18 protein-coding genes are annotated in these 24676 nt (G+C 48.1%); 12 read left to right on the plus strand and 6 right to left on the minus strand.

The features are described 5' to 3' along the window. Positions 1-92 precede the first annotated feature (92 nt). From OXH39_01790 to OXH39_01800, 3 genes are all read left to right on the plus strand, one after another. On the plus strand, positions 93-893 hold the full coding sequence (locus OXH39_01790; protein MCY3549162.1) for a phytanoyl-CoA dioxygenase family protein: 801 nt from the start codon (positions 93-95) through the stop codon (positions 891-893). A 63-nt stretch (positions 894-956) separates the two neighbouring features. Continuing rightward, positions 957-1757: a phytanoyl-CoA dioxygenase family protein gene (locus OXH39_01795; protein ID MCY3549163.1), complete on the plus strand. Its 801-nt coding sequence runs from the start codon at positions 957-959 to the stop codon at positions 1755-1757. Between the two features lie 15 nt (positions 1758-1772). Further along, positions 1773-2855, plus strand: a complete 1083-nt coding sequence (locus OXH39_01800) for a hypothetical protein (protein ID MCY3549164.1) — start codon at positions 1773-1775, stop codon at positions 2853-2855. A gap of 28 nt (positions 2856-2883) precedes the next feature. Here the strand turns inward: OXH39_01800 and OXH39_01805 are convergent, their stop codons facing one another. From OXH39_01805 to OXH39_01820, 4 genes are all read right to left on the minus strand, one after another. Further along, positions 2884-4251 (minus strand): ABC transporter permease subunit, encoded by a 1368-nt coding sequence (locus OXH39_01805; GenBank protein ID MCY3549165.1) that lies wholly within the window; start codon positions 4249-4251, stop codon positions 2884-2886. A 4-nt stretch (positions 4252-4255) separates the two neighbouring features. Continuing rightward, positions 4256-5794 (minus strand): ABC transporter permease subunit, encoded by a 1539-nt coding sequence (locus tag OXH39_01810; GenBank protein MCY3549166.1) that lies wholly within the window; start codon positions 5792-5794, stop codon positions 4256-4258. A gap of 38 nt (positions 5795-5832) precedes the next feature. After that, a complete protein-coding gene (locus OXH39_01815; GenBank protein MCY3549167.1) occupies positions 5833-7734 on the minus strand; it encodes a sigma-70 family RNA polymerase sigma factor in 1902 nt (633 codons plus the stop codon). A gap of 269 nt (positions 7735-8003) precedes the next feature. Next, a complete protein-coding gene (locus OXH39_01820; GenBank protein ID MCY3549168.1) occupies positions 8004-8831 on the minus strand; it encodes a phosphoenolpyruvate hydrolase family protein in 828 nt (275 codons plus the stop codon). A gap of 295 nt (positions 8832-9126) precedes the next feature. Here OXH39_01820 and OXH39_01825 point away from each other — a divergent pair, with 295 nt between their 5' ends. Together OXH39_01825 and OXH39_01830 are read left to right on the plus strand one after the other, a co-directional pair. Beyond that, positions 9127-10917, plus strand: a complete 1791-nt coding sequence (locus OXH39_01825; protein MCY3549169.1) for a trypsin-like peptidase domain-containing protein — start codon at positions 9127-9129, stop codon at positions 10915-10917. A gap of 164 nt (positions 10918-11081) precedes the next feature. Then, positions 11082-13187 (plus strand): trypsin-like peptidase domain-containing protein, encoded by a 2106-nt coding sequence (locus OXH39_01830; GenBank protein ID MCY3549170.1) that lies wholly within the window; start codon positions 11082-11084, stop codon positions 13185-13187. A 165-nt stretch (positions 13188-13352) separates the two neighbouring features. Here OXH39_01830 and OXH39_01835 read toward each other — a convergent pair whose 3' ends face one another. After that, positions 13353-14237: a DUF1670 domain-containing protein gene (locus OXH39_01835; GenBank protein ID MCY3549171.1), complete on the minus strand. Its 885-nt coding sequence runs from the start codon at positions 14235-14237 to the stop codon at positions 13353-13355. Further along, the gene (locus OXH39_01840) at positions 14237-15034 is read right to left on the minus strand and encodes a DUF1670 domain-containing protein (GenBank protein MCY3549172.1); all 798 of its coding nucleotides are present in this window, start codon (positions 15032-15034) and stop codon (positions 14237-14239) included. The genes OXH39_01835 and OXH39_01840 overlap by 1 nt, the downstream gene beginning before the upstream one ends. Positions 15035-15150: 116 nt before the next feature. Here OXH39_01840 and OXH39_01845 point away from each other — a divergent pair, with 116 nt between their 5' ends. The 7 genes from OXH39_01845 to OXH39_01875 form a co-directional block, all read left to right on the plus strand. After that, entirely contained in the window at positions 15151-16791 is a 1641-nt protein-coding gene (locus tag OXH39_01845; GenBank protein MCY3549173.1) for a T9SS type A sorting domain-containing protein, read from the plus strand. Between the two features lie 251 nt (positions 16792-17042). After that, the gene (locus tag OXH39_01850; GenBank protein ID MCY3549174.1) at positions 17043-18911 is read left to right on the plus strand and encodes a WD40 repeat domain-containing protein; all 1869 of its coding nucleotides are present in this window, start codon (positions 17043-17045) and stop codon (positions 18909-18911) included. Between the two features lie 158 nt (positions 18912-19069). Further along, entirely contained in the window at positions 19070-20986 is a 1917-nt protein-coding gene (locus OXH39_01855) for a WD40 repeat domain-containing protein (GenBank protein ID MCY3549175.1), read from the plus strand. A 152-nt stretch (positions 20987-21138) separates the two neighbouring features. Further along, positions 21139-23145: a PQQ-binding-like beta-propeller repeat protein gene (locus OXH39_01860; protein MCY3549176.1), complete on the plus strand. Its 2007-nt coding sequence runs from the start codon at positions 21139-21141 to the stop codon at positions 23143-23145. A gap of 583 nt (positions 23146-23728) precedes the next feature. Then, positions 23729-23914 (plus strand): hypothetical protein, encoded by a 186-nt coding sequence (locus OXH39_01865; protein MCY3549177.1) that lies wholly within the window; start codon positions 23729-23731, stop codon positions 23912-23914. Between the two features lie 33 nt (positions 23915-23947). Beyond that, positions 23948-24355, plus strand: coding sequence for a hypothetical protein (locus OXH39_01870; GenBank protein MCY3549178.1), 408 nt, complete (start codon positions 23948-23950; stop codon positions 24353-24355). After that, the coding region (locus OXH39_01875; protein MCY3549179.1) for a hypothetical protein at positions 24340-24676 on the plus strand (337 nt) is incomplete at its 3' end. The genes OXH39_01870 and OXH39_01875, both read left to right, overlap by 16 nt.

Consider the following 24676-nt stretch of genomic DNA (forward strand, 5'->3'; position numbering starts at 1 on the left):
TCAGACAAGAGGTTTTTGGTGAAGTGAGATACCCTTTTTGACCGCTGACCTCTGAAGGCCGATAGTCAATAAAGGGGTGGAGGACATCGAACATGAATGCTGACGAAAAGTATCTATTTGATCTGAACGGTTACCTCGTTGTCAAGAACGTGCTAACACCGGAAGAGGTGGCAATAGCGAATGAAGCGATTGATAAACATAGTGATCACGGACGCATCCGTCCACGCGAACAGGCACTCGATGGCGGCTCCCCGGACTTAAAAGGGGACCAGGGGAGAGGGGAACTCGGCGGTATGCTCAGCTGGGAAGAACCGTGGTGTAACCCGTTCCGGCACATGCTCGCCCATCCGACGCTTGTTCCATATCTCAACGAGATACTCGGAAAAGGCTTCCGAATGGATCATCAGATGTTCCTACTTTCAATGGACAAGGGGGCAGAGGGGCATACGTTCCATGGCTCCTCCGGTCCTGGCTTCGATCCGAACCAATACTATATTTTCCGTGACGGACGCATGCACAACGGCTTGACTGTCGTCGCATTCCAATTGACGGATGTGCCACCCGGAGTCGGTGGGTTAATCGTTATTCCGGGAAGCCATAAGAGCAACTACCCGTGCCCGAAGAAGATGCGGCTCTACCAGGAACACCAAGAGCATATCCGACAGGTCGTCTGCAACGCTGGCGATGTGGCAATCTTCACGGAGGCGGTGACGCACGGAACACTTCCGTGGACAGCAGACCATCCGAGACGCTCCATTCTAACCCGTTATACCGCAGGCAACATGGCGTATGTCCCAGCTTATGAAATACCGGAATGGGCGAATGAGCGCCAGCGTGCTGTCATGGAACCACCTTATCATTCTCGATTAAATCGTCCCACCTTGGAAACGTAGGGATGTGAGAAAGGCACGTGAAAGCCCAATCTCACGGTGTTTAACCGTAAGGAAAGTTAAAAAATGAATGCTGACGAAAAATATCTATTCGATCTCAACGGTTACCTTATTATCAAAAATGTGCTAACACCTGAAGAGGTAGCCCTCGCGAACGAAGCAATTGACAAACATGATGATCAGGCACGTCTACGTCCGCGTGAGCAGTCCCTTGATGGAGGTTCTGAAGAGCTGAGAGGTGAACAGGGAAGAGGCGAACTCGGCGGTATGCTTGGCTGGGAAGAACCGTGGTGTAATCCCTTCCGACACATGCTCGCGCATCCGACACTTGTCCCATACCTCAACGAGATACTCGGCAAGGGCTTCCGCATGGATCACCACATGTTCCTGCTTTCAATGGACAAGGGCGCGGAAGGCTTTATCTTTCATGGATCTTCTGGTCCCAGCTTCGATCCGAACCAGTATTATATCTTCCGTGATGGACGCATGCACAACGGTTTGACTGTTGTCACCTTCCAGTTGACGGATGTCCCCGAAGGCGCGGGTGGGTTAATCGTTATCCCGGGAAGCCATAAAAGCAACTACCCGTGTCCGCAAGAGATGCGACTTTACCAGAAACACCAAGAGCACATCCGGCCGCTCGTCTGTAATGCGGGGGATGTGATAATTTTCACGGAGGCGGTGACGCACGGCACCCTCCCATGGACAGCAGACCATCCGCGCCGTTCCATCTTAACGCGCTATACCGCAGGCAATATGGCGTATGTTCCAGCGTATGACATACCGGAATGGGCAAATGAACGTCAGCGTGCTGTTATGGAGCCTCCCTATCACTCTCGATTAAATCGTCCCGTATTGGAGACGTAGGAAGAAATAGTTAACATGTCTACTTCAACGAGCGCGATTCTTGGGTTAATTTTCTTGGGCCTCGCGAACGCCTCTGTTTTCTTGATGTTTAAGTTATGGGGATACCCATTTGACAAAGAAACACATAAGAGTGAAGCACCGCCTTCTTTGATGCTGCTCCATCGGTTCATCGGTTATGCGTATGCGATCCTCTATGTCTTCATGATGTGGCACATGGTGCCGCGCCTGTGGAACTACCAAGTCGAGTTGCCACCGCGCACCGTAGCACATCTAATGCTCGGGATTACTATCGGTGTGTTGATTCTTGTCAAGATCGCCATCCTTCGATTTTTTCGACATTTTGAGGAAGCAATGCCGTATATTGGTACAACACTGCTAATTTGTACCTACCTGTTGATCGGGTTGTCGGTGCCGTTCACATTCCGCGAAGCGGCGTTGCGAACACAGACAATGGCATTCAGCGAGGAGGGGATCACCCGAACACGCAGGTTACTTGAAAACGCTGGATTCCCAGAGGAAGCACCGCTTGATCAACTCGCGTCGAAGCGAAAATTGCGAGAGGGACAGCACGTTTTACAGCGTAAGTGCGTCGTCTGCCACGATTTACGCACCATTCTCGTGAAGCCGCGCACCCCGACTGACTGGGTACGTCTTGTCAATCGGATGGCGATAAAGCCTATGATCGGTGAACCGATCCACCAAGAAGAAGAGTGGAGCGTCTCAGCGTATCTCATCGCGATTACCCCTGACATTCAAACCTCAGTTCGGCAGCAACGGCAAGCACAGATGCGCGCGGATGAAGCGAAGGCGGCTGCCCAAATCGTAACTTTCGTTATGGAAGCAGAAATGGAAGCAGAAGTAGAAACTGACACAACAACGGAAACCGATACCTATGATGAAGTAGAAGCGAAAGCACTCTTTGAGGATAAATGCTCGCAATGTCATCCGCTCACCGATGTTGAAGACTATCCCCCTCGCTCTAAAGAGGAGACAACCGAGGTCATTGCCCGGATGATAGAAACAGGGCTTTATCTCGAAGAAAAAGAGATTGGGATAATTACGCGCTATATTAACGAAAACTACCTGGACAGTGAATAGGAGTGTTTCCTAAGAGTCTTCAAATTACTCACACATCATAGCGGGTGAAGGCGAGGAACGCCCCCATAAAGAAGACCATATTGAATAAGAACAGCAGTAGGATGTCCAAACTCGCTTCGGTAAATGTGGTGGAGAAATCGGACGGAGTATCATCGAATTTGGGAATCTTATCCAAACTTATTTGCGTCTCTCGTAATTGCTGCCTGTCCGCATCTTCGAGAAAGAAGTTGGGATTGAACGGGTATTCCTCGTAAGTGAACTGCAGGAGACTACGCCGATATTCGATCGCCTTCTTGAAAAACCGCTCGTAGTGTTTGATGCCGGTGCCGACCAACGCCTCACAGCCGATCTGATAGATCGCCGTTGGGGAGATACGGGATATATTCTGGGCGAGTTTCGCCTGATAGAGTTGTTGTTGGCGGTATTCATTGTAGATCGCTTGCTGGGCATCGCCGATTTTGGCGGCACGGGTCAGCGGTTCGCCCGGCGACCAGTGTGCGCTAAATCTATCCCTGCCGTATCGATTAAGGATATCGCGCGTCGCATCGTTTGCCTGTCTGGTGACCGTTTTCTCATCGGGGAGTTCCCCCAATCGACTTGCGAGCAATCCACCTGTCCGCGGGATAAACACCACAAAACACACCCACACCAGAAGGAGTAGGACGAGGCTGACGGATGAGGTTCTCGTGAGGCAGGAGATGAACAGCCCAAGCGTCGCGAACACAGAGATATAGAGGACTGAAAACAGAACGACCCCGCCAATCTGTAGCCAATAAGTCGGTTCAAAAGGCAGCACGCCGAAAAGCGAGATGATGAGGGTGTTCATGCAAATCCCGATGATCAACGGAATCGAGAGGCTGATGATTGTGCCGATGTATTTCCCGAAAAGCAGGGTTGCGCGCGGGAGCGCATTCGAGAGACAGAGGCGGAGCGTGCCAGTTTCTGCCTCGCCTGAGATGCTGTCATAGGTCATCGCGAACGCTGCGAAACTCAGGATAACGCCGACGGTAAACACCCAATCCAATGCGTCAAACCGCTGGAGCGTGTAGTTCCTGCGCAGGATCGTTTGGGGACCGACCAGTTCAAACGCGTCCACTGAAAAGGCATTCGGCAGGTCTTTTTCATGCCCTTCAGCGATGAATCCCAATGGACTCGGTGCACGATATATCAACTGGTAGCGACTGACCACACTGTGTAAGCCTCTCTTCGTTTTGTCTTCCAGAAGTCGCAAGTTTTCGCTGACATTTTCACGGTAATCCGCGACCTGTTGGCGGTAGTCGTGGATATATAGCACGCTTCCGGTCAACATTAAGACGATGACCAGCAGCAACGTCAGGGCGAAACGGAGACTCTGTAGATGATCTAAAAGTTCTCGCCAGATAATTTCACGTAGCATTTTTTCACCTTACCTCGCTTTTTAGGAACATCGCGCCGGTGATCAGAAACAGCAGAATGTTTAGGATCATCAGGTAGACTAAACCCGGAAGAACACCGCCAAGCACAACGTTTCCCCACACCGGTCCACTGCTAAAGGCAGGCATACCGCTTAAGTCAAGCCGTTCCACGTCATCCCAACTTTTCGGTGTGACGTTTTCAAAAAACGTTTCTTCGTCTGATTCCGTGAGTCCGGCTTGTGAGGGCATATCGTTGAGATTGACGGACGTGAACCAGCTGATACTTGAGAAAGCCCCCTGTTCCTGCATGTATGCCATCAATGTCTCTCGGTAACCCTGTGCTTGCTGGATGAACCGCTCATGCCGCCGCAAATCCGTGCCGGATAGACCCGCGGAGATATTGTAGTAGACCCATGCCGGCGAAAGTCTGGAAAGGTTTTCAGCCAAAGCGGTCTGTCTTTTCAGCGAACGGTAGTATCCCCGATGGAGGTTTCCTATCTGCTCTGCGTATTCAATGCGGTGTGGGATGTAAAATTGGGCACCGTCGAGATACCAGAGCATCGCTTCTCTGGATCCTGTTAGCACGTGGAAGGCAAATGGATAATGACCACTGATCACACTGCGTCCCGATGTAAAGTAGGAGCTGCTTTGATGCTTTCTGCCGTAATCTCTGATTTTCTCCTTAAACGCTGTCTCTATCGCCGCGCGCTCTGTGTTGACCACCGATTTGGAAGGTATCGGTCGCACCTGCTTTGCGATATACACCGCCCCGTTTGGGACGATGAACACAATCACAATCCAGAGGAATAGCAACCAGACGAGTGCCCGCGCCGACCGCCGGGTGATGGCTGAAACCAGCATCGAAAGCAGGAAAAAGACGGAGAGGTATAACGCCAAAGCCGCGAAGAGTCCGGCGAACCGACTCCATTCAGCGGTATGGAATTCTATCATTGGGTGGACGTTTATCAATAGTGCCGCGGCTATCCAGCCGATGGCGAGTGGCATAAGGAGACTTGCCATGCCGCCGAGGTATTTCCCGATCAGGATGTGGTATTTCGAGACCGGGTTTGATGCAATAAGTGCAAGTGTTCCGCTTTCACGCTCGCCGCAGATGACATTGTAAGCGATGGAAATCACGAACAGGCTGAACGCTATCTGCACCATGAGTACCGCGTCAACGGCAGAAAAGACGTTCAGGAGTGGATTGCCGCCGCCGAGGATTTTCGCTTCTGTGGGGACATCTTCGTAGGAAACCTTTACCGTGCTACCGAGCTGCCGCTCCATCCCTAAGCAGATAACACTTAAGGGTTCAGGCGGTTTTGCGATGTCTACCCTCAGGTCCGAATACACCTTCACCGCCTCAAGGGTGTTCCGGTGTTCGATTTCTGCGGCATTGTGGACACTGAGTCGTTTCTCGTAGTCCTCCATCAGGACATACGTGCTGGCGACGAAAAGCGCGAGGCAGACGACTAACCCAATGAGTAGACGGAGGGAGAGGATGTTCTCTGTGAATTCTCTTTTCGCAATTATCCAGATGGGGGACATTTAAAAGTCTCCGGTTGGTGGTGAGGAAAGCAAGCGGCTTAGTTTTGGGAGTGTGCCTTTACTGCTTCTGCAACGAGCATCTCTAAATTTTCCGCTTTCGCTTTGTGTGTAATCAACCTGCCTTCCCTATCAATGAGCCACAGTTCGGGAGTACCAGCAACATCATACTGTTGTAAAAGTGAATATGCTGCCGCGTCGAAAATTTGTCGCCACTGAATACCATTTACTTTAATGTAGTTACGCAAACCAGACATTATCGCTGCTTCGCTATCAAGGCAGACCCCGATAATATCGAATCCCGCATCTTTATAAGTATCGTAAACTTTCTTGATATCTGACGTTTCCGCCGTGCCAAAATCCCTCCAGACCATCCAAAAGTGAAGCAAGACGACTTTCCCACGATACTCCCGAAGCGAAATCGGATTCCCATCAAGGTCGATCACAGAAAAGTCAGGGACAGGTTTTCCAACCAATTCGTATCTCGGATTAGACTTGCGCTCATACACCTCAGCGAGTTCAGTATTGCCTAACTGCCTATGAATATCGGCAAGCTTATAGAAGATGAATTTATCGTCTGGATACTGCTGCTCAGCTACCTGAAAAAACGCAAGAAGATCCTCGTATCGCTCTACCGTCTTGAATATGTCAAATAGCACCTGATACCCTTGCAGGTCTTGTATCATGCCCGACTTGAGACGTTCAATAAGGGCAGCCGCGGATTGTTCGTTTCCTAATAGGGTATAAAGTCTGACAAGCTGCGGATAGAGATCAAAGAAACGCTTACCATCAGGGTAACGCTTATCATCAGGCGGGCGCGCAAGTATTTCTTCAATAGCAGTGAGAGCCGCTTCGTGGCTACCGTACATATCCTCCGGCGTGTGTTCCCAAATCTTGGAAGACCTGTAAATCTGAGAAGAGAAGCTTAAGTTCAAAACCTCAGAATCTCCATTCACGTGATGCCAACAACGGACAAGTGGTATGACATCACCGAATACTAAACGTTGTTCAATTTTCTTAGCTCGATATTCCGGAGCAAGCTCATACCCATAACTCACGGGCATTCTCGGCTCTATGTCCCGGAGAAAACCTATTCTTCCAATTATCTTGCCGATTGCAACCAAATCTATGTTCGGAAGAAAACCTGCCTTCCCATCTTCGTCATCCGCGGGACAGATGAAGACCGATGCCTCTGGCAAGTATTTCGGATGAAGGTCTGAGAGTCGTTCAGGAAAATCATCGTGTTCCTTCTGATAGGTCTGAATTGCCTTACCGATTGTAAGTAAATTTTGTGTGCAAAGTTCTATGTTTCTCTCGTGCATCTCGGAATTCTTTCCTGTAGTAGATGTCAAAAACGTTTCAGACACGCCGCCGAGAACTTCTTGAACTAAGGACGCTTTTCCCTGTAAACGTTCTCGCGCTCGGTGCAGACGCGTGTTAAGCGTGCTGACAGAGACACCTAAGAATTTACTAATCTCCTTGACCTTCATTTCGCCGAGATAATAGAGCGTCACGACGGTGCGTTCACTCTCTGGAAGTTGTGCCAAAAGTTTTTTAACAGTCTCACGGCGACGCTCGGAGGCTTCTGCTTGTCGTTGTTCCGACATGTAACGTGTGTAAGCGGATTTCTCGATTTCTGCCGTAGGTGTGTCTTCTATGGATTGCACCACAAATTTTTTCTTCCGCCTCCAATCGATGCAAAACCGGTTTGCGATAACGTACAACCATCCAGTAAATTGACGGGGATCCTTGAGCGTCGGGAGTTTTTTGTGGACTTGTAGGAAGATGTCCTGTGTAATTTCTTCGGCATGATGAAAATCACCGATCTTCCGCCACACGAGCGCGTGGACGCTCTTTTGGTATTTTTGGACTAAGACGCTGAATGCCGTCTCGTCGCCGGATAAAATATCGTAAATGAGTTGAACATCGTCTTCTCTTTCCACAAGGATCCCCCAATGAATAAATTTGGTTGTGTTTACGTCTGTCAAATGGCTGCCTCAAATGTGGAGGCTTATCCCTCTGTACATTAAAGACGAATTTATGTACGGGAATCTTACATAATTTGAAGAAAATGGAAAGAATATGGGATTTTTTAGCCGTTGTTATGCGGATATCGGGTTTCGTAGGGGACGATGCTCGGTGCGGTGTCTTGCTTGGGTGTTTCTTCAATTTCCTCAAGAAAACCGCACCTATCGCATGAAGGGAGGTGAAATTACAACCGAATTTTCTTGAATTCCTCAATCTGTGCCGTAATCGCGCGTTCCGTCGGGAGACGTTCTGCACTTGATGCCCCGTAGAAACCGACAACGCCTTCGGTATTTTCCAGAACGTACGTTGCGTCTTCGGGTTCGGCGATAGGACCGCCGTGACAAATAACAAGAATTTCTGGATTAACCCCTTTCGCAGCGTCATGGATGGCTTGTACGCGTTTGGCGGCATCTTCAAGTGTGAAAGCAGTTTGCGCGCCGATAGAGCCTTTCGTTGTCAATCCCATGTGTGCAACGAGGATATCCGCACCTGCATCTGCCATCTGTTCTGCTTCGGTTTCGTTGAACGCATACGGCGTGGTAAGCATGCCCATCTGATGTGCTGTCCGAATCATCTCCACCTCAGGTCCGTACCCCATATCGGTCTCTTCAAGCAGCTGACGGAATGTGCCATCAATCAGTCCCACCGTCGGGAAGTTCTGCACACCGGAAAACCCGATTGCATCTATTTGGTTCAAGAAGACATCCATCAACCGAAATGGATCGGTGCCGCAGACTCCTGCAAGAACAGGCGTATCTGGAACTACTGGTAGCACTTCACTCGCCATCTCAACGACGATCTGGTTCGCATCGCCGTAGGGCATCATCCCAGCGAGTGAACCTCTACCTGCCATTCTGAATCTTCCAGAGTTGTAGATAATAATCAGGTCAATACCGCCAGCCGCTTCACATTTGGCGGAGATACCCGTGCCAGCACCTGCGCCGATGATGGGTTTACCTGCGTCAATATTGCTGCGTAACTGGGCTAAGATTTCTTCACGTTTGAATTTCATTTTTTGTATCCTTTGGAAGGTAGTCGGCATGCTTCGTCAAGCCGTAACAAAATGAGAAAATAATACGGTATAACCGAATCATATCAAAAATCAGACTTCGTGTCATCTAATTTTTTGTGTATCAAGTCCTATTTACCGTAGTGTGAGGCACCTGTGCCTCGCTTCGTTCTTTTCGGCAGCTCCAACCGTATGAGAGAAGTTTGTAAATCCGAATTATTTGACATCGCCTCAACACTTTGGTATACTGCCTACAGATGAAACCGGAGGTAGACTCTAAATCAAGAAGGAAAAGGTGTTGTATAAAAAACTTTTTTATATCTTCGTTTTTGTGACGACGATACTCACTTTAACACAGTTCACATCAGCGGATTATCGTATTACCAATGACAATGCGACAGAAGCTGCCTGGGTAGTATATTCGATATGGAAACCCGCTGACAACGATTGGCCAGAAGGTTGGCGCACACAAGGTTGGTATAAAATCGAACCCAATGCTACCATCAATCTGCCGGTTCCCCAGTCTAATACGTGGGTGTATATTCGCCTGATAGGTCATGATGGGAAAGAAATCAGACCGCCGGACTATGCAATAAGAGACAGCTTTCCATTTTGGATACATTCTTCAGAGATATTTACGGCTGTAGAGACGAATGCGGGTGATCTTTTAAAGAGTAATTTCGATAGTGGGAGTTTAAAACAGGAGACGCTTTATGAATATCGTAATGGCGGTTCACACACGATTGCTGGTGAAACGCGTCTTCCATACCAGTTAGCACAGGAAATCTACGATGAGGCAATTGATTCTGTAGTTTGGATAGAGACCAATCATGGGAATGGAGTCGGAAGTAAAGGAAGCGGCATCTTGATTGACAAAGAACGCTTCCTCGTCGTTACAAATGAACATGTGATACGCAATGCCAAGCAGATAGTTGTGTTCTTTCCATGGCGAGATGAGAACGGATACCTCAATAAAGATACCAACTTTTATGTGACAAATAGGGGATGGCTTGAGAGACAAGGCTATGCTAATATGGGGCGCGTCATTGGGCAAAATGTTAGAGACGATCTTGCAATCATTCAACTCGCTTCAATTCCAACGACTGCCCGCGAGATTAAGCACGACTTTAGTAAAAATATTGAAGATAGCATGAGGGAAGGCGATAAGGTTCACATCTTGGGGAATCCAGGGAACCAAATCTGGAACTGGACAGACGGAACTTTTCTAACACCGCGGGAAATTTGTTTGCCGAGCGATGAAGCTTGCTTACTGATAAGGGGTGATGCGGAGGGAGGCAATAGCGGTGGTCCTGTACTCAACGATCAGGGGATGCTTATCGGGATTCTTACCGCCGAGACAGATGAAAATCTGGCAGTAGTCGTTCCTGCGAGAAACGTAAAGGCATTGCTGGATACTGTTCCCTTTAATTTGGTTGCCCCACGGACCTACCCTAAACAGGTATTCAAAATTAGAAACAACACCGGCATTACTGTCCCTTACCAAATCAGGTGGTCGAATAGCCACGATTGGCAACCCTATTTGCTTCAGACAGGTTTGGTCAGCACTCACTCGTCGAATGGACAGAATGTTCCATCAAGTTATCCGAGGATCCGATTTGATTACATCGCCGACGATCAATTGGTGACTTACCGCTCTCATACCCTGGAAACTGCGCAATTTGGCGAGAATAACGACGATGCTCCCACTTATTTTTTTCAGTATAATCAACAGGAGAATAGACTAAGTCTGTTCCAGAATGCCCCCGCAGCACCTGCCTTCTCAAAAGCGATTCCGAAGGAAACAGTCTTGTTATCCAACTACCCGAATCCGTTTAATCCAGAGACTTGGATACCGTATAAATTGTCCAAACCCGCGGAGGTTACAGTGAGTATCTATGCAGCGGACGGTCGCTTAATTCGGAAGTTATCATTAGGACATCAACCCGCCGGAGTGTATCAGAGTAAAAGTCGAGCGGCGTATTGGGATGGCAGAAATACGCAAGGTGAACCCGTCGCAAGTGGTGTCTATTTCTATACGCTCAAAACCGATGATTTTACTGCCACGCGCAAAATGTTGATAAGGAAGTAGGTAGTCTGAAATGTGAGGCACCTGTGCCTCGCTTCGTTTTCTCGGCAGTTCTAACCCTATGAGAGAAGTTTGTAAATCCGAATTATTTGCCATCGCTTCAACACTTTGGTATACTGCCTACAGACAAAATCGGACGTAGAATCTAAATCAGAAAGGAAAAGATATTGTATAAGAGACTTTTTTTGATATTCGTTTTTGTAACGACGACCCTTACTACTACTAATGTTTTAGGGCAGGAAGTCTCTCTCGCCCAGCAGGTTCTTAGAAAACACAGCAAAACGTTTCAACGTTGGGATGTTAGAGAACTTCTGCCGAGCGTTTTGACAGGACTTAAAAATTCAGATATTGAAGATATCCCAGGTGCTATTCGTTTGGTTATCACTTTGATTAATGCTGGGCAAGCCGAAACTGTCAAGGCACTGGCACAAAGATTAGCAGATGTTACGCTAACTGATGACCACATAACGCTTCTTAAAGATCCTGCTATCCAAGCGTTACTCAACGATGAAGATGTTAAGAAATTGCTTAACGATCCAGCAGCGATTGACGAGCTCGCAAGACTATTGGGTGTTAGTGAACCTGAACCGGGAGTTACACCCGAACTGGACCTTCCAGCACAACAAATCTATGATCAGGCAATTGATTCTGTAGTGTGGATACAGACCACTCAAGGGAATAGATTTGAAAGTAAAGGAAGTGGAGTCTTGATTGACAAAGAACGCCTCCTCGTCGTTACAAATGAACATGTGATACGCAATGCCGAGCAGATAACTGTGTACTTCCCATGGCGAGACGATAACAGAAAAGTGAATAAGAACGAGGACTTCTATTTTCAAAATTGGAAATGGCTTAAGGACGGAGGCTATGTTACCACCAACGTGCGCGTCATTAGACAAAATGTTAGAAACGACTTGGCAATAATCCAACTTGATAGACTTTCTCCGATAGCCCGCGAGATTAAGCACAACTTCAGCAGGAACGTTGACGACAGTATGGAGAAAGGCGATAAAGTTCACATCTTGGGGAATCCAGGGAACCGGTTGTGGAACTTGACGCAGGGAACTTTCCTCAGACCGTGGCAAGTTTGTACCATAGAAGACGGTGAATTAGTCGGGTGTTTAGAAATGGAAGGTGATATACACGGCGGTAATAGTGGCGGTCCTGTCCTCAACGGTCAAGGGATGCTTATCGGTATCCTTACTGCGGGAACGGATGAGACTGTGGCACTCGCCTCTCCCGCGAGAAACGTGAAGGCGTTGCTGGATACTGTTCCAACTAATTTGCCTCCTATACCGCCTCAACGGACATATCCTAAACGAACCTTCAAAATTATAAACAGAACTGGGGTTACTGTTCATTATGAAATTCGATGGTCACAGAGCGATTCGTGGAAATCCAATTCCGTTCAGACAGGTTTTATCAAGCTCCACACGTCAGGCGGACAGAATATTCCATCAGGTTACCCCAGGATCCGATTTGATTATATCGCTGGTGATAAGACAGTCACTTATCGGCAATACACCTTGGAAACTGTGGAATCTCACCAGAACAACAACAATGCCCCGACGTATCGTTTTGAGTATAATCAATGGGGAGATGAGTTAGATCTCTTGAAGGGGGCAGCCCCTACCGTCTACCCCAAAAGGAAGTTCAAGATTAGAAACCACACTGGGGTTACTGTGCCTTACCAAATTAGGTGGTCGAATAGCAACAATTGGCAATCCGAATCTGTTGAGACCGGTTATATCATAACTCATCAGTCGAGCGGACAGAATATTCCGCCAGGTTACCCTAAAATCCGATTTGATTACATCGCCGGCGATGGAAAGGTTACCTATCTTGTCTACAATTTGGCAAGTGCGAACGCTAACGCTAACGTTGCCCCTGCTTACCTTTTTGAGTTTAACGAATGGGGTGATCGGTTAGACCTTTACCGAGACGGATCCGCGGCACCTGCCTTGTCAAAAGCGATTCCGAAAGAAACAGTCTTGTTATCCAACTACCCGAATCCCTTTAATCCAGAGACTTGGATACCCTATAAATTATCTAAACCTGCGGGGGTTACAGTGAGTATCTATGCAGCGGACGGTCGCTTAATTCGGAAGTTAGCATTAGGACATCAACCTGCGGGAATGTATCGGAGCAAAAGTCGGGCAGCGTATTGGGATGGCAGAAATGCACAAGGTGAACCCGTCGCGAGCGGTGTCTATTTCTATACGTTCAAAGCCGATGATTTCACTGCCACGCGCAAAATGCTGATAAGGAAATAGTATCAAATGACCATAGGATAGCTGGAGTGCTGATGTTTATTAGCTTCCCAGCCATCGTTTCTGAGCGGATTAAGTTAAGTTCGCTGGCATCATCCTTGAGAAATGATGCGCTTAGCGATAAACATGTCGAAAGTATAGCAAAACCGATAGCGGATGTCAAGGGTATCATTGGGCTTCTCCTTGGTGTGTTGCTTTATCGTTCGCAGATGAATTGGCAAGGTTTGCATCCATGGTTTGAAGTTGGTGTTGCGGGATGAGGTCGAGATATTGAGAGATAACACGTTTAGAAAGTCGTGTAATCTGTGAGATTTTATCAATATCAGCGGTAGCGGTGCGAACGACTTTGACGGACTCATGATCTCGGATGTATCGGTCAACAGCCTCCTTAGAGTGCTTGGTCTTTGCGGCAATAGTAGGTGTAAGATGTCCTTGAAGATAGAGCGTAATAATCTCTTTCTTATGGGTAATGGCACCTGATAAGTCATGGATATTGCCACGAGTGGGCAAGAGTTGTCCGCTATTGCTTTGCCATTCCGTGACATAATCATTGACGACCGCATCACAGACATTCAGCAAGACGGCTAAGTCAAGATGGGTCAATAAGGCCCCTTGGTCATAAGCCTGATGACACCAGCGAACCACGCGATTTATCCGCAGTTGTCGTGAGGTAAAACCGTTGCGAAAGGATTCAATATCCTCTGTAGCGAGGTAAGTGAGGATGATGGGTTTCATACGGGTTTTGATGATGGACTTTCCTTTTTCTGGATATTCATCAATCGGCACCGCCATCCAAACAAGTTGTCCATAACTCAGGAGTCGCTCATCGGGGAGTTGATCGCCCGTGGTGAGTTTCTCCAAAGGGAGGGTAATGACGAAATAGTCTTCAACGGTTTTGAGAATGTCATCAACAATAGCAGTCGCTGTGACTTCGCCTTTGTCGTAGCCGTAGTCATTCAAAAAGCGATGGATCAACAACTGTCGTAGCGATTTATCGTTGATGCGTCTGAACTTCTTCTCGTTGATAGCGGTGCGCGTTTGAGGTTTACTCATCAGAGATTCTCCTTTTTTTTCTCGGCGGGTTCAGGGCTAAGGAGTTCTGTCATGCGCTCGGTGTGCTGATATTCAGCATACAGCGAGAGGTACTCCCGTATGAGTCGGTCAGAGAAGTGAGTGATGAGCCGTATCTGTGCCTCGGGAAACTCTTGATGATGGAGCGTTGCGACTTGTGTGAAGTCTCGTAAATACCGCCAGACCGAACGTTCAGAATGGTTCGTCTTTTGCTCAATCTCGGTGAAGGTGTACGCCTTGAAATACAACTCAATGATCTGCGTCTTATGAGACGTGCCGGGGCCCATGTCGTGTTTGGTGCCCCGCGTCATGACGAAATACCCCTCTTGCTTCAAGGCTCGGATGTCGCGCTTGATGGTGGCAGGAGAAGTGGTTAATAAGATGGCTAAATCTTCGTAACTCAGCAAAGCGTCTTGGTCATAAGTTTCTTTGGTCAATCGGAGGATGCGGTGCCGTCTGAGTCCTGCGAGACCATAGTTGGCTAAGGTTTCAAAGTCTTCTTGCACATCGTTGAGAGTGAGCCGACAAGAGACCTTTTTCGCTAAAGCGATGTGTTTACCTGCCGGTTCTTCTGCGGCGACTGCCTCATAACAGATTTGCCCAGATGTCAGTTGCACATCAGCGTGCTGCTCAAAGTATCCGGCAATCTGCTTATAGTAGGCTTCTGCCATGATAGGCATGAGGTTAAAATCTGCTGAAATCTTCTGAATAATCGCAGCTCTTGCGTTCTTGGATTCGAGACGTTTGATACCGTATGCGGTATCGTTTTGGCGGGTCATAGTGACCTCCATGAGGAAAGTATCGGTGATGAAAATACATCTACCCGTTAGATTAACTCATACTATAAGTATAACTCATGGGGTCATTTGATACAAACTATAAGTAGGGAGTTTTAATGAGGGTAAAAAGGCGATGTTCTGCTGTTTCACAATATAGGAACCCTGCGCGGCGCATTTTGATAAGCCTGTCTATTCTGTTCATAAATATCCTTTGTCTTTCTGCGGAGGCTTATATAGACGGACCCTGGCTGTGGATGATTGCCAGTGGTGCTGATATAGATAGCGATCAGTTAGCTGTCGCGAGTGAGGGAATAGTTACTGAAAATCTCGTTGCTACGTATGGTGTAAATGAAGGGGATGCCGTAGGGCAGTTGCAATGGACACGCGGGCGGATCCTACCAGAAGTCGACTGCTTGTTATGGCGTTGGGGCTGCTATTCAGATAATGTCAACCGTGTTATTAATAGGATAGGGTTGAGCAACGACCGGGGGCTGAATTATCACTCCGCATACGCTTTAATTAATATCTTCTCGCCGAAAGCCCGAAAAAACGTTGCGATGGGTGTCGGAAGCGACGACTCTGTTAAAGTGTGGCTCAATGGTAAAGTAGTTCATGTAAATAACGTGGACAGAGGCACAACCGGCATCCAAGACTTGTTCCGCGTCAACCTAAACGCTGGGGATAACCTTCTACTCGTTAAGGTGAGTGATAATCTATGGAATTGGGGGATGTTTTTCGACATCTATCTTGCGCCTGGTGATTTTAGGACTTTCCTGCCTACCGCGACTTTAGATATTTCGCTTGCCACACACCTATTTCAAAAATACAGTGCGATACTCCAAGATCCAGAGATTCAAGAGGTGCTTCCGGACTTACTGTCACGGCTTCAGGAACCGGAGATACAAGCACTTTTGACCCCACTCACGATAAATACTGTTGCTGAGAACCCAGACCTCCTCGCGCAGTTCGGGGTACAGGAGAAAGCGATAAGTTTCATCAAAGAAAACGCCGGTGTCAGGGTGATGCTCCGGGATCCGGACTTTCAGACCCTTGTGCAAAATCCCAATGCGCTATCAGAATTCGCTGCACTCGTTACGGGTGAAGAACTGGCACCTCCTGAACAACGCCCCTTAGCTGCAGATGTTGATGGCAACGGAGTCGTGAATATCTTGGACCTTGTACGCATTGCCACGCGTTTAGGGCAAACAGGCCCTGATCCTGCGGATGTGAACCGTGATGGCACCGTTAATATTCGTGATATTGTCTTGGCTGCAGCCTTAATGGGCGAGGAGGCAGCTGCACCTTCCTCTTATGCAGTTATAGAGATACAGCGGGGTCATCTGTCCTTACAAACTGAGGACATCCAACTTTGGCTGACCCAAGCCCAAGGACTTGACCTAAGTGATCCAACACTCGCAAGGGGTATGCGCGTGCTAAAGCACCTTGTGATGCTATTCGTACCGAAAGAAACGGCACTTCTGTCCAATTACCCGAATCCTTTTAATCCCGAAACATGGATACCGTATCAACTGGCAATCCCTGCCGATGTTAGCATCTCCATCTATGCTGCAGATGGAAAGTTGGTTCGGATACTCAACTTAGGGCATCAAGCTGTCGGCATCTATCACCAACGTGGTCGTGCAGCATATTGGGATGGCAGAAATACGCAAGGTGAACCTGTGGCAAGCGGTGTCTATTTCTACACGTTTACGGCAGGGGAATTTACTGCGACTCGGAAGATGCTAATAAGGAAATAGGTTCACCTTTGGGTGGTCAATTACCAGAGAAGCGTTGGGAATCGAAACTCTATCCTGCAATCGTAAACCACTGTCTTATGACTTTTTTTTAGGATGTAACGTTTGGCGAAAAAATTGTGTCTTTAATATTGGAACGTGAGTTTGATAAATATGCCTACTAACTTCTAAAACTCTTTCAAACTTACATTGGAAATTAAACAATCTTTACAGACTCAATTAAACAATCCCTCAGAAAAAGGACAAACAATCTCATGCGAAAAGCATTGATTCTAATTTTAGCGATTGGGCTGGCAATATGCGTTATTCCCGAAAACACTATCGCACAAGACACACAAGATTGGCATTTGCGGCACTTACCCGAAGGCGTAAAAGCACGGATCGGTAAAGGCGAGATAAAAGGCAATATAGCAATTTCCGATGATGGCAAACGTTTAGCAGTCGCAAGTGGTATCGGTATTTGGATCTACGACACAGAGACCGACAAAGCCCTTGATCTGATAACAGGACACACGCATTGGGTTATAAGCGTAACGTTTAGCCCAGATGGGTCTCTCTTAGCAAGCGGAAGTGTGGACAGCACCGTCCGTTTGTGGGATGCGGAAACCGGCACAGAACTACACACGATGCAAGGACATGAACAGCAGATCACAGACGTAGCGTTTAGTCCGGATGGCAAGACACTTGCAAGTGCAAGTTGGGACGTGACCATTCGACTCTGGGATGTGAAAGCTGGTGCTCATCTGCGGACACTTGAAGGACATAGCAAGGTTGTTAATAGCGTTGTATTCAGTCCAGATGGGAAGACATTGGCAAGTGGAAGCAATGACAATATGTTACATCTGTGGGATGTGCAGACGGGAACATTACTTCAGACATTGGAAGGACATAAGTCTTATGTAGAAAGCGTAGTATTCAATCCGGATGGAAAGACACTCGCAAGCGGAAGTAGGGACCAAAGGTTGCGGCTGTGGGATGTGCAGACAGGGGAATCGCTGCGGATAATGGAAGGGCATACGAACACTATTGAAAGCGTTGTGTTTAGTCCAGATGGACAGATGTTAGCAAGTGGGAGTTGGGACTATACTATTCGGCTGTGGGATGTGCAGACAGGGAAACCGCTGCGGGTGTTATCTGGGCATACCTTGGGTCGCGTGAATGTTATATTTAGCCGAGATCGGAAGACGTTGATCAGCAGTAGCGAGGACGACACGGTGCGGCTGTGGGATGTGGAAACCGGCGAAGAACTTCGGAAGATGGTAACGCATACGCAGGATTTCCGTAGCATCGCGTTCAGCCCGGATGGTAAAACGCTGGCAGGTGCCACTGGGAATAATGATGTCTACCTGTGGAATGTGCAGACGTGTGCATTGCTGCGGACACTAAAAGGGCATACGAAGTCTGTTAATGACGTAGCCTTCAGTCCGGATGGAAAGATATTGGCAAGTGGAAGTTATGACTCGACCGTGAGTTTGTGGGATATAAAAACGGGTGCAGCACTTCCCGCACTGCCTGGAGAAACTTTTGGGTTCATAAGGGTTGCATTTAGTTCGGATAGCAAAAGGCTGGCAGCTGTAGATGGTGGTGGCTATGTCTATCTATGGAATATGCAAACAGGTCTACTTATAAATAGGGTGCAGGCACACCAGGCGAATGCCCATAGCATCGCGTTCAGTCCAGACGGTTCTTTACTGGCAACCGGAGGTTATGACGACACCGTGCGTACGTGGGATGGACATACCGGTGCCCCGCTCTTGACGTTGGATAAACCACTTTATAGTGTAACGTTCAGTCCAGACGGAAAGATAGCTGCAAGTGCTGCTCGGGACAGTACCATACTTTTATGGGAGGCGGTGTCGGGTGAACCGATTCGGACGATAGAAGCGGATTGGAGATCTATCTATAGCATCGCGTTCAGTCCGGATGGAAAGATACTGACCCATGGATCTCATGATGGCTTTGTGATGCTGTCGGATGTGCGCACTGGCAAACATTTGAGGATACTTGAGGCGCATCGCGGAAGGGTAGGTCCACAAAGTGTTGTGTTCAGTCCGGATGGAAAGATGTTAGCGATTTCAAATGGTGGCATCGTGTATCTGTGGGACCTAAAATTTGAACAGTAGCAGGCACGCGCCGACGAATCATACAGAATACCAAAAGCGTATTCTGCCAAGCACATTCGACGTTGCTTTGGCATAATCCACAATTCAAACAATTCACCGCCAAATTTGACGACAACCCAATTCTACACTCATAACACATCATACAGGAGAACACACCTATGAAAAATAGATTACCCTTGATCTTGATACCACTCTGGATAACGCTTTTATGCACATCCACCCTTATCGCCCAAGAAACCTTCGCACCCCCCAAAGGCATCATAGCACAGATCGGGAAAGGACGAGTTGGCGATGTTCAGTATTCCGCAGACGGCACACGGATCGACATCATCAGTGGGACAGGCATTTGGATATACGATGCAACAACATTGCAACTCACCAGCGTTATCCCTAACACTCCGAGGCTGTATAACTCCGGATTTCCCCCAGGTATCAACGTCATCGCACGTAGCGATACTTTTGACTACTTACATATCTGGTATCTCGATACATTCTCACAAGCACTACAAGACATTGAATTTGTCGCCGGTATCTGCTTCACCTACGACCCAGAAATGGGAAAAATCGCAATCGGTAGTGGAGAAAGTACCACTCGTATATGGGACGCTAAAACTGGAAAGTTAGAGAGAACACTTCAGAGAACAGACGAGAAAGAAACATTCATTCACAGCATAGCGTTCTCACCAGATGGAACGCTACTCGCCGCTGGAGACGGACCGGACACTATCTCCATTTGGGATACAGCAACCGGGGAACGCAAACACGAACTTAAAGGACACACTAATACTGTAAAAAACATGGCGTTCAGTCTGGACGGCAGCGCGTTGGCAAGTATCAGTGGGGACAGCAACATCTTTCTGTGGGATACAAAAACATGGCAACACATAGACACCCTTACCGGCGATATGACAGGTATAGAGCGTATCGCCTATAGTCAGGATGGCGAACTTTTAGCCGCAGGATGTAGAGACGGACGTATCCATTTGTGGGATGCAAACACAGGTAAACTCCGCAAAATTCTCACCGCACACCAAAGCCGTATTTCGGCTGTCGTCTTCGTTAAGGATTCGTCTACACTCGTCAGTTGCAGCGAACATGGCACCCTACGTAAGTGGGATGTCAATACCGGTGAAAATACGCTGTCAGTGGAAAATGATTACGACACTTTCTCCAAATTCGCATTGAGTCACGATGGGAAAAAACTCGCAGCTCTGAGTGAGTCTAACACCCCGTATCTATTCGATATCACAGTGCCCAGATCACCAAAACTGGTAAAGAGAATCCACACCAGGGGTGCTGCAGATATTGCCTTTAGTCCGGATGGAAAAACAATCGCCACGATGGAAACCGACGAGATCGCTTATTTATGGGACATGAAAATAGATATACCGAAACACTTGAATGGGATTCTCACGGAAATCAATACCACCCTATGGGGCATGAAAATAGATAGGCCGAAACTATCATTCAAAGGACATACGGCACAGATCGCATGTATTGCCTTCAGTCCCGACGGCAAAACATTTGCCACCGGCGGATTTGATAATACTCTTCGTCTATGGGATACAACAACAGGTAAGGCGAAAATTATCAAAGAACATAAGGGATGGGTTGAGAGTCTCGCGTTCAGTCCAGATGGAAAAACAATCGCCAGTGGAAGCGAAGATACGACCGTCCGTTTATGGGATACCAACACGGGTGAACAAAAGCGGGTAATGCGTGGACCCACAAGGGGCATCGTCTCCCTCGCCTTCAGTCCAGATGGAAAAACAATCGCTGCTGCGGCTTATGACCCGAATATCTATCTGTGGGATGTGGACACAGGCGAACGGCAGCCATTTCCGCACACACATAAGAGGGGTATCATCACCCTTGCCTTCAGTCCCGATGGTAAATTGCTTGTGACTGCGGATGCGGCAGGGATTATGAAGATTTATGATGTAAGTGGAAAGAAGCTGCTCCGTATGTTTGACATAGGTAATGGTAGGGTTGAAAATCTGGAATTTATTATGGATGGCAAAATACTTGTCAGCGTGTGCGGTGGTGTCATAACTTTGTGGGATATGACCCGGTAGGTTGGGTAGCACAAAGTGAAACCCGCCAATGGCTATCAGCAGTCGGTTTTCAACCATCAATTGCCGAGAGCCAACGATCGTACCACTTTTTGTCGTCAATTCATGTTACGATATGACTTAAAAACAACACCCTCCGAAAAGGAAACTTTCTCATGAAAAACACATTGATTTTGATTTTAGCGATTGGATTCGCGATGTGTGTTGTTCCGAAAAATACTATCGCGCAAGACACACAAGCTTGGCGTTTGCGGGGATTACCTGAAGGTACCAAAGCGCGGTTCGGTAGAGGCACAATAACTGGCGGTTTCGCGAGCTCCCACGACGGGAAACGTTTGGCGGTGCCGTGTAGTATCGGTATTTGGATATACGACACAGAGACCGACAGACCACTCAACCTACTAACAGAGCATACAAGTGGAGTTTCGAGTGAGCGGCGTGTTCAAGATAGAAAGTTTCTCTGGATACTGCCAGATCATATAGATAGCGTTTTGAGCGTCGCGTTCAGTCCGGACGATACCTTGTTGGCAAGTACACACTACGATAAAACCGTCAGTGTATGGGATGTACACACCGGCACTGAACTTTGGACGATGCAAGGACATAAGGATAAAATCACAGACGTAGCGTTTCGTCCGGATGGGAAGCTGCTGGCGAGTGCAAGTGAGGACGCGACCATCCGGCTGTGGGAGGTAAGCACTGGCACACATCTGCGCACGCTTGAAGGACATCTCGGGGGTGTCACAAGCGTCGCTTTTAATCCAGATGGAAAAACATTGGCGAGCGGAAGTCATGACAAAACCGTTCGTCTGTGGGATGTGGAGACAGAAAAAACGCTGCACGCGTTCATGGGACATAAGTACAAAGTCTATGACATTGCGTTCAGCCCGGATGGGAAGTTGCTGGCAAGTGCAAGTGAAGACACGACCACCCGTGTGTGGGATGTAGAGACAGGCGAATCTCTTCATAGGTTGCGTGAGCGTAACGGCAATGATCTCTTTAGTGTAGCGTTCAGCCCGGATGGCAAGATGTTGGCAAGTGGAACCTATAATATGACCTATCTCTGGGATGTGCAGACGGGGACATACCTGCAAATGTTGGGGGATAAGCTTGGTAGCAGGAGCCTTGCATTTAGCCCAGATGGTAAAACGCTGATAAGCGGAAGCAGACACAACACCGTGCATCTGTTGGATGTCGAAACCGGCATAGAACTTCGGAAGATGATAGCGCATACCCGAACTATCCGTAGCATCGCGTTCAGTCCGGATGGCAAGACACTGGCGGCTGGTGGTTGGGATAATAAAGTTCATTTGTGGAATGTGGAGACAGGCGAGTCTCTTCAGACCGATAATGTTGTGGAGTGGCTTTCTCCCGTTAGTGTTGCATTCAGTCCGGATGGTAAAACAGTGGCAGCTGGCAGTTCAAACAAGACCGTGTTTTCGTGGGATGTAGAAACAGGGGCAGTGCGTCCGGCTCCGCTTGAAGGCAATGCTGTGTCCCAACCTGTAAGCACGCCCACGTCTTGCTACGTTGCATTCAGCCCAGATGGTAAAAAGTTTGTGAGTGCGAATGCAAGGGGTTTCATTTATTTGTGGGATTTGCAAACAGGGAAACGTATAAATGAGATAACATTGGATGTGAAAACAGATAAACCTATAAAGACGAGGTTCGTGAATCAAAGTGTGTTCACAAGTGTAGTGTTCAGCCCGGATGGAAAGATACTGGCAAATGGGAGTCATGACGGTACCGTGCGCACGTGGGATGCACATACCGGCGATCCGCTTTTGAAGCTGGATAAACATAAAACTAATGTTTATTGCGTCGCGTTCAGTCCGGATGGAAAGATATTGGCGAGTGGCGGTGCGGATAGTACTGTGCGTTTTTGGGATGCACTGTCGGGTGAACTCATTCGGACGCTGGAAGCGCATGGGTTTATTTATAGCATAGCATTTAGTCCGGATGGAAAGACCCTGGCAAGTGACGGTGGTAATCACACCATGATGTTGTGGGAGGTAAGCACCGGCAAACAGCTGCGGACACTAAAAGGGCATCGGAATGGTGTTACGAGCGTCGCGTTTAGTCCGGATGGGAAGACACTGGCGAGTAGCAGTTGGGATGGCACTGTGTTGTTATGGGATCTCGCGGTTGATACTATGGATTAGGCTGCACATCAGACATTATGAGTAGGCGGGTACAGGTACCCGCCCTTACATTTTAACGCCGCGCCTGCTGTGATTCCGCAAATGAATCTGGCTCAGAAACATACCAAACACCAAAACCTCTCAGATACACTCAAAGACACAGTGAAACCCAACTTTAGACCGCTACATCTCAAGAAAGCACACAGAAAAGCGTTGGGTTTCACCGCAGGACTGATTTATTTTCGCAAACTTCATTAGGGACCCCTGAAAAAATGGTAAAATTGGGCAGGATTTGGAAAGTGTTTCGCCAGCTGCGCGGTAAGTTAGTTATAGTTAGCATAATTTAAAATTTGACAATTTTTTCGTTTTTTTGTATAATTATTTATGACGCTGATTTCATGCTGAAGCATATTCGCTAACACCGCGTGGATCGCGTCAGGGGCAGCTCCCCGTTTCCGGGGTGCGCAGCAGGTGTTACCATCACCTGCCACGCGTAGCACTGCCATAGATCAAGTATGACAACGCTGGTTTCTATTGTAGCAGATAACGATTTCCGTTGCATGTTATTTTGTAGGGACCAGCCCCTAAAAAAGGAGTGCCTAACATGAAAACACGCCTCTTGCGGTGGGTCCCCATCGCGCTTTTCTTCGTCGTGGCGACATTCAGCATCGCGCTGCACCTTGCACGTGCCACGGACGAACCTTGTCGTCCGTTTCCCGAAATCTGTCACCCTGAAATACAACCGCCGCCGTGTCAACCGATCACTTGTCCCGATGCGGACAGGAGATAAACACGCGCGGCGAACAACCGAAAGGAGAAAAATATGTTTATCCGAAAGTATTGGCTCCCCCTCACGGTGTTTGTCTTGATTGCTTTGATGGGCTGCGGTCTGTTTTACGGACGCAAGGCTGCCAAGCAAGAACCCATCAGGATTGACAAAGGGGTAGAAGTTGAAAAACAACCGAAACCACCACCGCCCGGGGAGACTGCTGAAAGCGGACATTGGCATGGTGACGTGTGGCACGCTGAACCGCATTCCGCGCACGCGCCTGCGGAAGTTTCACAACCGCCAGAGGTCTCCGCAGTGGAAGCACCGCCAACTCCCGCGGAAAGCACATCTATTCTGCCAAAGCCTCAACTCTTGGCGGATTTCGTCAATCCCACAAGTAAATCCTCAAATCCGCTGTTTGCCGATGGTGTTCCCGAACATTTGCAATGCCCCCCGAATTGATTAATGTTTATGCGGTGGAACTTGCCCCCGAAATCCGCTCCAGAATGTATCAGATCACTGGGGAGATTTTGGAGAAATATAATCCGAATCGTCCGCTCACCGAAGTTTATCCTATGTTTATAGAGGCAGAGAGATGGTATCACGCCAACGCCGATCCCGAAGGTGCTGGCATCAGTATGGCAGCAAACCGAATGGATTGGCAGCTACAACTTATGCTGGATTTCCCAGAGATAGGTGTGCTTTCGCAAGAGGATACAGACCGTGCGTTTAACATGCGTCGGGTTGAGTTGGGGCATTGGTCTCCCGACTTCAATGTGAATG

This window comes from Candidatus Poribacteria bacterium, from assembly GCA_026702755.1.
Lineage (GTDB): Bacteria > Poribacteria > WGA-4E > WGA-4E > WGA-3G > WGA-3G.

Coding starts and splice junctions, on each gene's coding strand:
- OXH39_01860 (MCY3549176.1), top strand. CDS start 21,139: ATGAAAAACACATTGATTTTGATTTTAGCGATTGGATTCGCGATGTGT.
- OXH39_01795 (MCY3549163.1), top strand. CDS start 957: ATGAATGCTGACGAAAAATATCTATTCGATCTCAACGGTTACCTTATT.
- OXH39_01820 (MCY3549168.1), bottom strand. CDS start 8,831: ATGAAATTCAAACGTGAAGAAATCTTAGCCCAGTTACGCAGCAATATT.
- OXH39_01850 (MCY3549174.1), top strand. CDS start 17,043: ATGCGAAAAGCATTGATTCTAATTTTAGCGATTGGGCTGGCAATATGC.
- OXH39_01800 (MCY3549164.1), top strand. CDS start 1,773: ATGTCTACTTCAACGAGCGCGATTCTTGGGTTAATTTTCTTGGGCCTC.
- OXH39_01840 (MCY3549172.1), bottom strand. CDS start 15,034: ATGACCCGCCAAAACGATACCGCATACGGTATCAAACGTCTCGAATCC.
- OXH39_01865 (MCY3549177.1), top strand. CDS start 23,729: ATGAAAACACGCCTCTTGCGGTGGGTCCCCATCGCGCTTTTCTTCGTC.
- OXH39_01790 (MCY3549162.1), top strand. CDS start 93: ATGAATGCTGACGAAAAGTATCTATTTGATCTGAACGGTTACCTCGTT.
- OXH39_01810 (MCY3549166.1), bottom strand. CDS start 5,794: ATGTCCCCCATCTGGATAATTGCGAAAAGAGAATTCACAGAGAACATC.
- OXH39_01870 (MCY3549178.1), top strand. CDS start 23,948: ATGTTTATCCGAAAGTATTGGCTCCCCCTCACGGTGTTTGTCTTGATT.
- OXH39_01835 (MCY3549171.1), bottom strand. CDS start 14,237: ATGAGTAAACCTCAAACGCGCACCGCTATCAACGAGAAGAAGTTCAGA.
- OXH39_01845 (MCY3549173.1), top strand. CDS start 15,151: ATGAGGGTAAAAAGGCGATGTTCTGCTGTTTCACAATATAGGAACCCT.
- OXH39_01855 (MCY3549175.1), top strand. CDS start 19,070: ATGAAAAATAGATTACCCTTGATCTTGATACCACTCTGGATAACGCTT.
- OXH39_01805 (MCY3549165.1), bottom strand. CDS start 4,251: ATGCTACGTGAAATTATCTGGCGAGAACTTTTAGATCATCTACAGAGT.